The sequence below is a fragment of the Streptomyces sp. NPDC032161 genome (assembly GCF_040636995.1).
Classification (GTDB): domain Bacteria; phylum Actinomycetota; class Actinomycetes; order Streptomycetales; family Streptomycetaceae; genus Streptomyces.
Genome location: NZ_JBEZVN010000016.1, coordinates 1 through 12792, shown reverse-complemented (window position 1 = coordinate 12792; position 12792 = coordinate 1). Strand labels below are relative to the sequence as shown.

The following is a 12792-nucleotide window of genomic DNA, read 5'->3' as shown; positions in this document are numbered from 1 at the left end:
GGGGGCCCGCCCGTGGGGTGGTCGGGCCCGTGAGGCGCAGTCGTTCGCACGACGGTCCGCCGGAGGCGAAAACATGCCGTGTTCCTGACAAGCGCTGCACGGGAGTATTCAAGGGGTCAACTTCTTGCGCAAGGGGGCCGACCGCCCCTGACGCGTTCCGCCACGTACCGGCCCGGCGGCGTGCGGGGCCGCCGGGACCGGTGTTCCGGAAGGGGACGACGGGGCGTCGGTTCAGCGGTCGACGCGGCGGCGTTCGCCCGCCTCGACGGCGAAGGGAAGGGTGTTGCCGGGCGGCGGGGCTCCGGTGCTCATGCGGTCAGCCCTTCCACGGCGGTGCGGCGATCCCGAGATGCGACCGCAGAGTGGCACCGGTGTACGCGGTGCGGAACGCACCGCGTTCCTGGAGCAGCGGGACGACCCGGTCGACGAAGTCGTCGAGACCGCCCGGTGTGAGGTGCGGTACGAGAACGAACCCGTCGGCGGCGCCCGCGTCCACGAACTGCGACATCCGTGCCGCGACCGTGTCCGGACCGCCGATGAAGGACTGCCGCACGGTGGCCTCGACGACGGTCTGACGGATGGACAGCCCCTTCTCCTCCGACAGAGCGCGCCAGCGGGCCGCGACCTCGAAGGGGTCGTCGTGCCTGACCCGGCCCCGCACCAGGGTGGAGTCGGGGTCCGGGTCGATCCCGGGCAGCGGCCCGTCGGGGTCGTAGGAGGAGAGATCGCGGCCCCAGACCTGTTCCAGGGCCAGCAGCGCGTTCTGCGGCGAGACCTGCTGGAGGCGGATCTCCGCGGCCCGTTCCTGGGCGTCGGCGTCGCTGTCGCCGAGCACCACGGTGACGCCGGGCATGATCTTCAGCGCGTCGGGCTCCCGGCCGTACTTCGCCAGCCGCCCCTTGACGTCGGTGTAGAAGGCGCGGCCCGCCCCCAGGGTGCCGTACCGGGTGAAGACGACGTCGGCCGCGGACGCGGCGAACTCGCGGCCCTCCGGCGAGTCCCCGGCCTGGATGACGACGGGATGGCCCTGCGGGATGCGCGGGACGGTGAACTCGCCCTCGATCCCGAAGTGCCGGCCTCGGTGCGCGAACGGGCGCGGGGTGCCGTCGGGGGTCCAGCTGTCCCACAGTTCGCGGGCGGTGGTGACGAACTCGGCGGCACGGGTGTAGCGGTCGGCGTGGTCGAGGTGGCCGCCGCGCCGGAAGTTCTCCCCGGTGAAGGCGTCCGAGGAGGTGACGACGTTCCAGGCGGCCCGTCCGGCGCTGAGGTGGTCCAGGGTGGCGAGGCGGCGGGCCAGTTCGAACGGCTCGTTGAAGGTGGCGTTGACGGTCGCGGCGAGCCCCAGCCGGTCGGTGACGGCCGCCAGCGCGGCCAGCACGGTGAGGGACTCGGGCCGGCCGACCACGTCCAGGTCGTGGATCCGGCCTTTGTGCTCGCGCAGCCGCAGTCCCTCGGCCAGGAAGAAGAAGTCGAACAGGCCGCGTTCGGCGGTGCGGGCCAGATGCGCGAAGGAGGAGAAGTCGATCTGGCTCCCGGAACGGGGGTCGGACCAGACGGTGGTGTTGTTCACGCCCGGGAAGTGGGCGGCGAGGTGCATCCGCCTCGGTGTGGTGCTCACGCTCGTCCCCCTTCGAGGGCGTACCGGTTGGCGGGGCGGGCCAGCCCGAGGTGTTCGCGCAGGGTGCCGCCGGGGTGGAAGGTGCGGAACAGTCCGCGGTGCTGGAGCAGGGCCGCGGTTCCGTTGACGATCCGTTCGAGGTCGCGTCCGGGGGTGATGGGGGTGAGGTGGAAGCCGTCCGCCGCCCCGCCCCGGTGCCACTGGATGATGAGCTCGGCGAGGTCGACCGGGCCGCCGCGGAAGTACGAGCCGCCCGCCGCGAGCGCGGGGCCGCTGTCCAGCCCCGGTTCCGGGGTGGTCTCGGCGTCGCCGAGGTCGACGGTGAGCGCGATCAGGAAGCGGAGCGTGTCGGGGTCGCGTCCGTACGCCGCGGCGCGTCGGCGCAGTTCGTCGCGCAGGGCGGCGGCCCGCTCGGGGGCGCTCGCCCGGACGAGGACCACATCGGCGTGGCGGGCGGCGGTGTGCGCGGCGGGGCCGGACGCCGTGTCGACGACGGTGACCGGGCGTCCCTGCGGGGGACGGGGCACGATGGCCGGACCGCGCACCGAGAAGAACTCGCCCTCGAAGTCGATGTGGTGCAGCTTGTCGCGGTCGACGAAGCGGCCGGTGGCGACGTCCCGGATCTCGGCGTCGTCCTCCCAGCTGTCCCAGAGCCGGGCGCTCACCTCGGCGGTGTCCCCGGCCTCGCGCCACAGTTCCTCGGCGTGGGCCGCCGGGCGTCGCCCGAAGAGACGGGCCTCGGCCGCGGTCGTCGACACGTCGACGAGCCAGCCGGCCCGGCCCCGGCTCACCCAGTCCAGGGTGGCCACGGCCGAGGACACGTGGAAGGGCTCGGTGTGGGTGGTGGTGACGGTCGGCACCAGGCCGATCCGGTCGGTGGCGGGCGCGACCCGGGAGAGCACGGCGAGCGCGTCGGGGCCGGGCCGCGCGAAGGAGTCGCCGAGCGTGACGAAGTCGAGGGCGCCGCGTTCGGCGAGCCGGGCGAGGGCGATGTGGTGCTCGGGGTCGTAGCGGGGCGGTCCGCCGATCTCGGCGGCCAGATGCAGGGGGGCGGTCACGGGCATGGGTGTGTCACCTCTCGGGGGTCGGTTCCCGGTCCTGGGCAGGCCGGGCGGGTCGATCTCGGACCTCGTGACCGCCTCGTCGGACGGTCCCCATCGCTTCAGCACCTGGGCGTACGAGCCGTTGCGCACGACGTGGTCGATGGCGGCGGTGTACGCGTCGACCGGGCCGCTGCCCCGCTTCGTGGTGGCGGCGACCTCGCCCTGGAGCGCCAGGACGCCGCCCCGGACGATCTCCGCCGCGTGGGCGGCCCGGTGCAGCGTCGGCCCGGGTACGGCCGCGCTCATCGCGCCGACCAGGTCCATGGCGACGACTCGCGAGGACGGCGCCCCGTCGCCAGGGGTGGCGCAGCGGGACGACGACGAGGGTGTCCGGGGCGTCGGGGCGACGGGCGGGGCCGTTGCCCGGTCGAGGGGCGGATCGTTGGTGAGGGACATGACGGGTCCTTGGGGCGGGGCTGCGGGGAGAGCGGGGTGGGCCCGTACGCGGGGCCGCGGTCAGGCGCTGCGGGGGCCGTCGGTACAGGCCATGTCCCGGAGGAGGGCGAGCGCGGTGCGCGCGGTGGCGTCGTTCTGCCGGAAGGCCGGGCCGCCGGTGCGCGGACGGGTGAACGCGGCGCCGGTGCGCGCGGTGGTGAACGGGCCGAGCGCGAACCGGCGGGGGTGCGGGCGGCCGTCGCGGCCGAGGATCCGGCCGTCGTCGGGGGCGACGGAGAGCAGCCCAGTGCCGGTGGCGGCGGCCCCGTCCCGGTACAGGTTCCGCAGCAGCGGGCTGCGGGTGCGTTCCAGGGTCGGGGCCGGCAGGCGCGCCTCGACCAGGGCGCGAGCCTCGACCCGTTCGTCCGGAACGGTGGCGCTGGAGGCGACGAAGAGGCCCCGCCCCTCGTCGGACTCCACGGTCATTCCGGCGCCGAGGAAGCGGACGACACCGGCCCGGGAGAGGGCGAGGAGCCGACGCAGCCGGGGTCCCGGCGGGCCGGAGGCTAGATGGCTGAACAAGCCGTGCCACTGGTCGCCGATGTCCCCGAGTCGACTCAACTGCCCGTAGACGGAAAGCAGTCCGAGGAAGACGGCGAGGTCCGGGCTGTGGGCCGGGTCGTGCCGGCGGTCGAGGTCGGCGGTGATGTGGGCGCGCAGTGCCTCCTGGAGGGCGTCGTACGAGGGGTGGCGCACCCCGTCCAGGGGGCGGTCGAGCGCTTCGAGGTCGAGGCGGTCGTCGGGATCGGGGACGAACTCTCCTACAAGGTCCTGGAGTTCGGGTCCCGTAGGGTCGGCTGCGGCGTACGCCGCCTCGAACTCGGCCCAGCTGCCTCTCGTCCGTCCGGGGTGGGCGGTGAAGAGGCGGTGGTAGTGGGCGTGGCCGAGTTCCTTGACGACATGCGGCCGGATGTCGCGCCGGAAGTCGACCGGCTCGTCCCGCTCCAGCAGCCTCTCGATCAGGTCCGGACCGAGGAAGCGGGGCAGCGGCGGACGTTCGCCCTGCCAGGGGTAGCCGATCTTGGAGTGGTACGGGACGCCTCTGCGCGAGCCGACATGGAGCACGGGTTCCCGGCCGGAGGGCACGTACACGCCGTTCTCGTACCGTCCGCCGCGCCCTTCGGTGAGCAGCACCATCAGGTCGACGAAGGCGAGACCGAAGCCGCGCACGAGGACGGGTTCGCCCGCGGGCAGGACGGTCGGATCGGTGTCGGCGGTGAAGTCGGGCGGCAGGTGGACGAGCCCGTGCCGGGCGGCGAACGCGGCCAGTCGGACGTGTTCGGGCTCCGGTTCCGCGTCCAGGTGGCCGACGGCGAAGACGACGAGGTCCGCCGGGAGCGGCCTGTCGCGCCCCTCCAGCCGGACGTACTGACGGCCGTCGCGCGGCCCGGTCACGCGCACCGCCCGGTCGCGGTGGTGGTGGACGGTGACGCCTTCCGGGAGCGCGGCCACGGCCCGGTCGTGCACCCAGCGCAGATAGGCGCCCTGGAGCCGTCTGCTCGGGAAGTCGTCTCCCCGCAACGCCCTGGCCTCGGCGAGGAGTCCGGGGTCGGCGCCCGGCCCGTCCGGGAACGCGAGGTGTCCGTCGCGGATCCGCTCCGCCCAGGTGTGGAGCGCGGGGCCGGGGCGTACGGGTCCTTCCTGCCGGACCGTGTCGTCGGTGAACATCGTGACGTCCTCGGCCATCGAGTTCATCCACAGCAGCGGGGACTGTTCCCGTCGCCAGACCCGTCCGCCACCGGGCGGATACGGGTCCACGAGGTGGATGTCGAGCGGGCGATCGCCGTACACGCCGGGGGCGTTGGCTGCGAGGCGCTCGATCAGACCGGTGCCGCGCGGTCCGGCGCCGATGACGACGAGCGTGGGTGTGCGGCTCATCGGGCGCCCGCGGTGCCGCGCGCGCAGTGCCGTTCGACGTGGTGCCGGCCGATGCCGAGCAGCGTGGTGACGACGGCGTGCCAGAGGGTGGCGACCAGCAGGGGGATGACCAGCCGGTGGGCCCCGTCGTTCCTGACGGGCGGGACGGGGGAAGCGGGAGGGAGGGTGTCTGTCTGCGCGGGCATGCGGAGGCTCCGTGGATGCAGAGATCGAACACGGGGCGCGTCCTCAACGCGGACACCACACGGACCGGGCCCCTCAGCACCGGTCCGCCTCCGAGGTAATCGCCGTGCACCGCGTGTTGTCAACCCTGTCCACACTGTGAGTCGTACGTCTCGGTTCGGTTGACGGACCACCGGATGCCTGTTCCACTTGGGCCATGCATGCGCAGCAGTGGCTGGTCAAGCGCTCCCACATCGACTTCGGTCGCGTGTGGTCCTCCTCCTGTTGAGCCGACACCCTGTCCTGCCCCGCGCGCTCCTCGCGCGCCCGCCTCGCGCCGCGTGCGGCGCCTGAGCACCGTTCCCCGCGTGTCCTCGCGTACCCGGCATCGCCGCACCCTCCCCTCGTTCCGCCCCGCTCGCCGTTCCGTCGTCCTCCCGTCCGCTGAACTTCCCTCGCCCGGCCGTCGCGGCGCCGCGCGCCGCTCTCCCGCGGCGTGCCCGCGCGACCGGGCACCCGCGCTCCGGCGCTCCCGGCGTCCTCCCCGCGCCTCCGTACGCTCTGAGACGCGAGGTGGCCTCCTTCGAGGTGACGCTGGAGGAGAACGCGCACCGGTGCTCCGGCGCGGACCGGGAGCCGTACCGGCTGCGGACGTACATCGAGTGATCGTCAGCAGCTGCAGTCGCAGTCGCAGCAACTGCAGGACTCGCAGCAGTCCCCGCAGCCGCTGCAGCAGTCGCACGCATCGCAGCAGTTGCCGCAGTCGCACTGGCGGCACAGCCCCTCACGGCGCTGATGGGTCCACGGGTCGTCGAACGTGCCGCAGCACATCTGGCAGGTGCAGGCCAGCCCCGCCCACACCAGGCAGCCCGCGATCAGCCCGCGCCGGTCGCGCGGCGGCTCGGGCGGCAGCGGCGGGCCACCGGGACCACCGGGCCCCGGGGTGTACGGGTTGCCCGGGCTCGGGGCGTACGGGTTGCCGGGCGGCGGCCCGTATGATCCGGCCGGCCCGGCGCCCGGCGCGGCGGCGATCCCGTCCTCGGCCACGCCGTGGACGGTCCCGTCCGTGTCCGTGCCGCGGAGGTTCCCGGACGGTGCCGCGCCGTCCGCCCGGTGCGAGCACGTCGTGGTGCCGAAGGCCCGGTCCACCGACTGCCGGAGCTCGTGGGCCAGCAGCACATGGGCCAGCCTGCCGTCGGTGAACTCGGCGTCCCGCAGCGCCAGCCGTACGCCGCGCACGGCGTCGTCGCACAGCCGCCGGGCCTCGTCCCGGGAGGTGCCGGTCGCGGTGAGCGGGTTCCAGGCGCCCGACGCCGCGTCAGCTTCCTGGTCCTCCACGGCGTCCAGCAGATGCGCCAGGCGTCCGAAGAGGCGGCCCGCCTCGGCCAGCGGCTCCGCGTTCCCCGGCCGCCCGGCGAGCACCGCGGTGTGGGCGAAGGCCGCGGCGGTGGCGGTCTCGGTCGGCTCGGTGACCGTCAGCAGCGGCGTTCCGGGTCCGGCGAGCAGTTCGATGCCGCTCTGCCGGTCGACCGCGTCGACGAGGAGCGCCGTGTCGAATCCGAGTTGCGCGCCGGTGCGCGCGCCTGCCCGGTCCCACCCGGCGGCGACCCGGCGCGCCGCGGCGGCGACCGGACGGCGCCTCATCCAGCCGTCCCCGTCCGCGACATGGTCCCGCACCTTCGCGGACGCCAGCACCAGCGAGACGGCGGCGGCCAGCCTGGCCCCCTCGCCCCGGGCGACCGGAGCGGTCCGCATGGCGCGCAGCGGGCAGGGCCCCGCGGTCCGGCGCCATCCCGTGGTGCGCTCGGACTGAGCCTCCGTCAGGACCGAGACGATCAGGCCGTCGTAGTTCGTGACGACGCGGGCGAACTGCCCGTGGTCCGCGCGAAGCGCGAGGCAGAGCCCGCAGAGATGGGCCATCCACTCCGTCCTCATCCCCTCGGACAGGCGATGGGCGCAGGGCCTGACGATTCCGAACACGACGATCCCCCGAATGTCGTCCACTGTCGCGCCGGGTTCGTGCACCCGCGCGACGAGCATCGTAATCGAGCCATCCGTTCACCCGTACGTGCTGCATGTCACCCGTACGGACCGGCGCATCACATTTTCTTTCTTTCAGACCATCGATGTAGGGCAAACCCTGACGAACCGCCACATCTTCTGCACCAGTACCGTCACGAATCCCCTGCGCGCCGACTATCCACTTGGCGCACGATCCGCATCATGGACGACCATAGGGATACGAAAGAGATGCGGAGCAACACGGAACCGCGGTGAGAGGAGGCGTCCATGGGATCGGTGCGCAGGGCGAGTGCCTGGCTGGGCCTCGTAGAGGACAACGACGAGCGGTACTACGACGACGACGAGTACGCCGAGGTCGCGCACACCGGGGCCGGTCAGGCGTGGGTGACCGACCCCAGGGTGCAGGCGACCGCCGGGAAGGCCGAGGAGACGGACCGTCGGATCGCCACCGTCACCCCGGACAGCTTCCGGGACGCCCGGGCGGTCGGGGAGCTGTTCCGGGACGGCGTGCCGGTGATCGTCAACCTCACGGCCATGGACCCCACCGACGCCAAGCGCGTCGTGGACTTCGCCGCCGGGCTGACCTTCGGGCTGCGCGGTTCGATCGAGCGGGTGGCCACCCGCGTCTTCCTGCTGACCCCGGCCGACACCCAGGTGCTCAGCGGCGAAGCCGTCGGCCGTCCGACCGACGGCTTCTTCAACCAGAGCTGAGCGGGGCGCTCCCCCGACCGTCCTACCGGAACGCGTCGAGACCGGTGAGCGCCTTGCCCAGCACCAGCTGGTGCATCTCCACGGTCCCCTCGTAGGTGAGCACCGACTCCAGATTCGTGGCGTGGCGCATCACGGGGTACTCCAGCGAGATCCCGTTGGCGCCGAGGATCGTGCGCGCGGTGCGGCAGATCCCGATCGCCTCCCGCACGTTGTTGAGCTTCCCGAAACTGACCTGCTCCGGGCGGAGCGTGCCCGCGTCCATCCGCCGCCCGAGGTGGTGGGCGAGCAGGATCCCCTTGTGCAGCTCCACGGCCATGTCCGCGAGCTTGGCCTGGGTGAGCTGGAAGCCGCCGATGGGCCTGCCGAACTGCTCCCGCGTCCGCGCGTAGTCGAGCGCCGCCTCGAAACCGGCGCGCGCCGCGCCCATGGCGCCCCAGACGATGCCGTAGCGGGCGTGGCCGAGACAGCTGAGCGGGCCGCGCAGTCCGGTGACCCCGGGAAGCACGGCATCGGCCGGCAGCCGCACCTCGTCGAGGACCAGTTCGCTGGTGACCGAGGCGCGCAGGGACCACTTGTGCCTGATCTCCGGCGCGGAGAAGCCCGGGGCGTCGGTCGGCACGACGAACCCGCGGATCCCGGCACCCGGCCCGCCCTCGTCGGTCCGTGCCCAGACGACGGCGACCCCGGCGACCGAGCCGTTGGTGATCCACATCTTGCGGCCGGTGAGCACCCAGTCCCCACCGCTCTCGCGCCGGGCGTACGTCCGCATCCCGGCCGGGTCGGAGCCGTGGTCCGGCTCGGTGAGGCCGAAGCAGCCGATGATCTCCCCGGCGGCCATGCCGGGCAGCCACCGCCGCCGCTGCTCCTCGGAGCCGTAGCGGTGGATGGCGTACATGGCGAGCGAGCCCTGTACGGAGACCAGCGAGCGGATCCCCGAGTCCGCCGCCTCGAGTTCGAGGCAGGCCAGCCCGTACTGGACGGCGGTGGCCCCCGCGCAGCCGTAGCCGCTCAGGGACATCCCGAGGGCGCCGAGCGAACCGAGTTCGCGGGCCAGTTCACGGATGCCGGGCAGTTCGCCGTTCTCGTACCACTCGGCGATGTGCGGCAGGATCCGGTCGGCCGCCCAGTCACGGACGGTGTCGCGGATGGCCAGGTCCTCGGTGCCGAGCAGATCGTCGATGCCGAGGGGGTCGGCGGGGTCGAAGGGCGGGAGCTTCGCGGACGGGGTGGTGGACATGGGGAATGCCTCCGGGCGGCTCGCGTGCCGCCGGGCCGGACGGCGCGGGCGGTGTCACGGAGCCGGGTGCGCACCCGGCCGGTCCCGCTCCCCGCACCGTGGGCCGGCCGACCCGGAACCAGCGGTGTGGGTCATGGCGTCGAGGCGACGTTACGGGTCAGTGCCCCGCCCGTCCAGAGCCGGTCGCTTCCGCGGGCCTGCGGCGGGCGGGCGCCGGGAGAGTACGTCGCGCGGAGCCCTCGCAAGGGGCCTGGCGCGCCTCGGGAACCCCTTCGCCCGCACCGGCCCCCTCCGTCACACGGCGGGCCGTGGCCGGGCCCTCCGGTCCGACGGGGGAGGCGGGCGTTTCCTCCGGCTCGGCGGCGGACGGGGCCGGATCCTCCGTCCTGCGCGGCAGCCGCAGCGCGGCGAGTGCCCCGAGCAGCAGGAGGGCCGCACTGACCAGCAGCGTGACGTGCAGTCCCGTGATGAAGGAGCCGCAGGCCGTGGTCCGCAGCGACTCCCCCAGCGGACCGCCGATCCTGTCGGCCACCTGGTACGCCTCGCCGAGGGAGTGCGCGGCGGCCTCCCTGTCGGCGGCGGAGACGCCCTTGTCGGACAGCTCAGCGAGTCCGGGGGCGTAGGCGGCGTTCATGACGCTGCCGAGAAAGGCGATCCCCATGCCCGCGCCGAGCTGGTAGGAGGTCTCGCCGATGGCCGCCGCGCCGCCCGCCCGGTCGGCCGGGGCGTCGCTGAGCATGGATTCGTACGCCCCGAAGAGCGTGGTCTGGAGCCCGAAGCCGAGTGCGACGAAGGCCGCGGCCAGCAGGGCGGGCCGGTCGTGCCGGCCCATCGCGGTCAGGACCAGCACCGAGGCGGCGGTGAGCACGAAACCCCAGCCGACCATCCGGCGCGGCCCGAGGCGGTGCAGGGTGTACGAGCCGGTCGCGCCCGCCGCCATGGCGGCGAACGTGAGCGGCAGCAGCCGCAGACCGGTCTCCAACGGGCTCAGGCCGAGGACGAGCTGGAGGTACTGCACGGCTATCAGCTGCAGCCCGACCAGGGCCAGCATCGCGACGACGATGCAGCCGACCGCGGTGGAGAAGGCGGGCCTGGCGAACATCCCGATGTCGATCAGCGGATGCGTTCGCCGCTTCTGGCGGCGCGCGAACAGGACGAGCAGCACCGCCCCGACGAGCAGCGGGACCAGCGCGGTCGGGCTGAGTAGCCCCTCCCCGGCACCCGCCCGCTTCACCCCGAGCACCACGCCGAGCACCCCCGCCGCGGCCATCAGCGCGCCGAACACGTCCCACGGGCCGTCGCCGCCGCCACGCGACTCGGGCAGCAGCAGGCGGCCGACGGGCAGCACCAGGGCCATCAGCGGGATGTTGATCAGGAAGACCGAGCCCCACCAGAAGTGCTCGACGAGGAAGCCGCCGACCACGGGCCCGGTGGCGGCCCCGACGGCGGCGACCGCCGACCAGACGCCGATCGCCACGGCCCGCTCGCGACGGTCGGGGAAGACCTGGCGGAGGATCGACAGCGTGGCGGGCATGATCATCGCCCCGCCGACGCCGAGCAGGGCGCGCGCCGCTATGAGCAGGCCGGGGGTGTCGGCCAGCGCGGCGATCGCGGAGGCGATGCCGAAGAGCGCGTAACCGAGCAGCAGGACGCGGCGGCGGCCGACCCGGTCGCCGAGCGTCCCGAAGAGGATCAGCAGCGAGGCGCAGACCAGCGGGTAGGCGTCCACGATCCACAGCAGATCGACGGCGCTGGGCCGCAGGTCCTCGGTGAGGGAGGGGACCGCGACGTGCAGCACGGTCGCGTCGAGCGCCACGAGCAGCAGGCTGAGGCAGAGGACGACGAGGACGACCCATCGATTGGCACCGCCGCCCACCGGGCGTGACCGTGCTCGGGCTGTGGTCGTCCCGGACATGCATGTACCTCCCAAAAGGTCCCTCGCGCTCGGCGGGCCGGCCGGGTACGCGGCGGACGTGCCGCCCCTCGGGGCCCGGCATCGCGGGCGAGTGATCCGTCAGCGTACGCGAGTTCGGGGAACTCACACGTGGTCCACCTCATACCTTGACGGGCCGTGGAGTGCGGCCCGCGTCACGCGGCGGGTCGCGGTTGCCCCTCCGGCCCGCGCGAACGATCTCCGCGCCCGGCACAGAAGGTACTCGCCCCGGCCCGCAGAGCGATCGCCGGGCCCGACACGGAAACTTTCGGTGACCGGACGGGCACCGTCCGTCCTTCCTCCCGCGGTGCGGTTTGTTTTCGTACCGACACCTCCTGGGATTTTCCACCCGCGCCAAACACCCTTCCGAAATAAGTGCGAAATGAATGACGCAAAGGCGCGGCGATACGCTTCTCGGAGTCAGGAATTAAGGCCCTGCCGAGACATAGCCCACATCACATCGTCATCACAAAGAGACCTGAAGGCCCTGGTCGCGCACTCACTCGCTGTAACGTCGATTGGGTGCGTACCGACATCTTTGCCCGCCTGGACCGGGAGCCGGAGCCGCCGAAGATAGAGCCGCCGCGGATGAGCCGTCACCGCGTCGCTCTCTTCGGCGGGACGTTGGCGTTCTATGTCGCCATCGTCGTCGCCGTGCTGGTCTCCTCCTGGCTGGTGGCGCTGGACTGGAAGGTCATGCTCTTCCGGCCGTATCAGCAATGGCCGGAAATCCATGCGTTCCTCGACTACTACGTCGTGCTCGGCCAACGCGGTCCCACCGCCACCATGGTCGCCTGCTGGCTCGGCTGGCGCTCCTGGCGGCAGCACACGCTGCGGCCCCTGCTGACGCTCGGTGCGGCACTGCTGCTGCTCAACGCGACGGTCGGCGCGGTCAAGATCGGCCTGGGGCGGCTCGGGCCGCATTACGCGACCCAGATCGGCTCCGCGGAACTCTTCGCCGGCGGCGACATATTTCCCTCGGGTCACACCGCCAACGCGGTGGTGACCTGGGGGATCCTCGCCTATCTGGCCACCACGCCGAGGGCCAGGCGCTACCTGTCGGCCCTCTCGGCGATCGTCTCGCTCGGCGTCGGGCTCACCACCGTCTACCTCGGCACGCACTGGCTCAGCGATGTGCTGCTGGGCTGGGCCGCGGGGCTGCTGATCCTGCTGGCGCTGCCCTGGGTCGAGCCGCTGATCGCCCGGACCGAGACCTGGATCTTCGCGCAGCGCGAGAGCCTGCGGGGGCTCGGCCGTCCCGTGCCCTCCGTGCCCGTCCCGGTCGCGGGCCCCCGGACCGAGGCGTTCCCGCTGCCGGACGGCGACGACGTCCCGGCCGGAGGCCCGGTGCCGGAGCCGGTCGCCGTGGGCGGCCCCCCGACGACCACCGCGGTCGCGGGCACCCGGCCGCACGCCCACTCGGGCCCGCCGTCGCACCAGGTCCATCTGCCGCGCTCGGAGCGGACCCCGGTCACCCCCACCGGCAGCCGTCGGCCGCCGCACCCGGACCGGGTGCCGCGCGGCGGAGCGGCGTCGGCCCGGCCGGTGACCGGCGGCTGACCCCCGCGGACGGTGAGGCGGGTACGCACCCCGCCGCCCCCGGCATGAGTGAGGGGGCCCGCCGGGGGGGGGGGCCCACACAATGCGGGGGGGGGGGGGCGGCCCCCCCACCCACCGGGGGGGCCGCGGGCCC

General features: G+C 73.5%; 8 protein-coding genes and 1 pseudogene. 2 read left to right on the top strand and 7 right to left on the bottom strand.

Annotation, left to right across the window (positions count from 1 at the left end; genetic code table 11):
- Window positions 1-316: 316 nt before the first annotated feature.
- The 5 genes and pseudogenes from AB0E67_RS23895 to AB0E67_RS23875 all read right to left on the bottom strand — a co-directional run bounded on the left by AB0E67_RS23895 (window position 317) and on the right by AB0E67_RS23875 (window position 7176).
- Window positions 317-1597 (bottom strand): NtaA/DmoA family FMN-dependent monooxygenase, encoded by a 1281-nt coding sequence (locus AB0E67_RS23895; RefSeq protein WP_362030461.1) that lies wholly within the window; start codon window positions 1595-1597, stop codon window positions 317-319.
- A gap of 17 nt (window positions 1598-1614) precedes the next feature.
- On the bottom strand, window positions 1615-2682 hold the full coding sequence (locus AB0E67_RS23890) for an LLM class flavin-dependent oxidoreductase (protein WP_362030459.1): 1068 nt from the start codon (window positions 2680-2682) through the stop codon (window positions 1615-1617).
- Window positions 2683-3177: 495 nt separating this feature from the next.
- Window positions 3178-5034: an FAD/NAD(P)-binding protein gene (locus tag AB0E67_RS23885; protein ID WP_362030288.1), complete on the bottom strand. Its 1857-nt coding sequence runs from the start codon at window positions 5032-5034 to the stop codon at window positions 3178-3180.
- A pseudogene (locus AB0E67_RS23880) lies at window positions 5031-5144 on the bottom strand (amino acid ABC transporter permease); the annotation flags it as partial. The pseudogene AB0E67_RS23880 and the gene AB0E67_RS23885, both read right to left, overlap by 4 nt.
- Before the next feature lie 721 nt (window positions 5145-5865).
- Window positions 5866-7176 (bottom strand): DUF5685 family protein, encoded by a 1311-nt coding sequence (locus AB0E67_RS23875; RefSeq protein ID WP_362030285.1) that lies wholly within the window; start codon window positions 7174-7176, stop codon window positions 5866-5868.
- Between the two features lie 309 nt (window positions 7177-7485).
- Here AB0E67_RS23875 and AB0E67_RS23870 point away from each other — a divergent pair, with 309 nt between their 5' ends.
- Window positions 7486-7929, top strand: a complete 444-nt coding sequence (locus AB0E67_RS23870; RefSeq protein WP_362030282.1) for a cell division protein SepF — start codon at window positions 7486-7488, stop codon at window positions 7927-7929.
- 22 nt (window positions 7930-7951) lie between these two features.
- Here the strand turns inward: AB0E67_RS23870 and AB0E67_RS23865 are convergent, their stop codons facing one another.
- Window positions 7952-9166: an acyl-CoA dehydrogenase family protein gene (locus AB0E67_RS23865; protein ID WP_362030279.1), complete on the bottom strand. Its 1215-nt coding sequence runs from the start codon at window positions 9164-9166 to the stop codon at window positions 7952-7954.
- Window positions 9167-9323: 157 nt separating this feature from the next.
- Window positions 9324-11081, bottom strand: coding sequence for an MFS transporter (locus AB0E67_RS23860; RefSeq protein ID WP_362030276.1), 1758 nt, complete (start codon window positions 11079-11081; stop codon window positions 9324-9326).
- A 540-nt stretch (window positions 11082-11621) separates the two neighbouring features.
- On the opposite strand from AB0E67_RS23860, the gene AB0E67_RS23855 reads away from it, so the two are divergent.
- Window positions 11622-12659 (top strand): phosphatase PAP2 family protein, encoded by a 1038-nt coding sequence (locus AB0E67_RS23855; RefSeq protein WP_362030274.1) that lies wholly within the window; start codon window positions 11622-11624, stop codon window positions 12657-12659.
- Window positions 12660-12792: the final 133 nt, after the last annotated feature.

What these genes read in the sequence shown, in the direction of transcription:
- AB0E67_RS23890 (WP_362030459.1), bottom strand. Translation starts at nt 2,682, where the DNA reads ATGCCCGTGACCGCCCCCCTGCATCTGGCCGCCGAGATCGGCGGACCG.
- AB0E67_RS23870 (WP_362030282.1), top strand. Translation starts at nt 7,486, where the DNA reads ATGGGATCGGTGCGCAGGGCGAGTGCCTGGCTGGGCCTCGTAGAGGAC.
- AB0E67_RS23895 (WP_362030461.1), bottom strand. Translation starts at nt 1,597, where the DNA reads ATGCACCTCGCCGCCCACTTCCCGGGCGTGAACAACACCACCGTCTGG.
- AB0E67_RS23860 (WP_362030276.1), bottom strand. Translation starts at nt 11,081, where the DNA reads ATGTCCGGGACGACCACAGCCCGAGCACGGTCACGCCCGGTGGGCGGC.
- AB0E67_RS23885 (WP_362030288.1), bottom strand. Translation starts at nt 5,034, where the DNA reads ATGAGCCGCACACCCACGCTCGTCGTCATCGGCGCCGGACCGCGCGGC.
- AB0E67_RS23865 (WP_362030279.1), bottom strand. Translation starts at nt 9,166, where the DNA reads ATGTCCACCACCCCGTCCGCGAAGCTCCCGCCCTTCGACCCCGCCGAC.